We start from the raw sequence: 996 nt of genomic DNA on the forward strand, positions 1-996 counted from the left end.
CCGCCGTTTCACGCCCGAAGCCTTCTGGCAGCTCCATATCGCAACGGACGGTTGCGACGGCGAGATCGTGAAGTTCTCATCCTCCGAGAAATGGAAGGCGAAAGAGCCGGCTATGGAGCTATATAATAAGGTAAAGGAGGCAGGCTGCGCAACAGTAACGAAAGCCGAACGCAAGGAGAAGACGGAGGACACTCCGTTGCTGTACGACCTGACCACCCTCCAGAAGGAAGCCAACACCAAGCACGGCTTCACGGCGGAACAGACGCTTGAAATCGCGCAGAAACTCTACGAGAAGAAGCTGATAACCTATCCGAGAACGGGTAGCCGCTACATCCCCGAAGACGTGTTTGCCGAAATTCCCAAACTGCTCGCTTTCATCGGCACGCAGCCCGAATGGAAAGACAAGGTGCGGGCGAAAGCCGCCCCGACACGCCGCAGCGTGGACGACGGGAAGGTGACGGACCACCATGCCCTGCTCGTCACGGGCGAGAAACCGCTGTTCCTCTCCAAAGAGGACGGCATAATCTACCACATGATTGCCGGACGCATGGTCGAGGCATTCTCCGAAAAATGCGTCAAGGACGTGACCGCTGTCACGGCGGAATGTGCCGGAGTGGAGTTCACCGTGAAAGGCAGCGTCATCAGGCAAGCCGGATGGCGTGCCGTCTATGGCGAGGAAAACAAGGATGAAACCACCATCCCCGGCTGGCAGGAAGGCGACACGCTCACTCTTAAAGCCACCTCCATCACCGAAGGAAAGACCAAGCCGAAACCGCTGCATACTGAAGCCACCCTGCTGTCCGCTATGGAAACGGTGGGCAAGGAAATCGAGGACGACGCGCTGCGGCAGGCGATGAAGGACTGCGGCATCGGCACTCCCGCCACACGCGCCTCCATCATCGAAACGCTTTTCAAGCGCGGTTACATGGAACGTTGCAAGAAATCGCTTGTTCCCACCGAAAAAGGACTTGCCCTCAATTCCGTCGTGAAGACGAT

At 57.5% G+C, this 996-nt stretch carries 1 protein-coding gene; it reads left to right on the top strand.

Annotation, left to right across the window (positions count from 1 at the left end; all coding sequences use genetic code 11):
• Positions 1 to 996, top strand: a 996-nt coding sequence (locus tag HMPREF9442_RS11815; protein WP_008628880.1) for a DNA topoisomerase, incomplete at both ends; no start/stop codon positions are given.

Source organism: Paraprevotella xylaniphila YIT 11841 (genome assembly GCF_000205165.1).
GTDB classification, from domain to species: domain Bacteria; phylum Bacteroidota; class Bacteroidia; order Bacteroidales; family Bacteroidaceae; genus Paraprevotella; species Paraprevotella xylaniphila.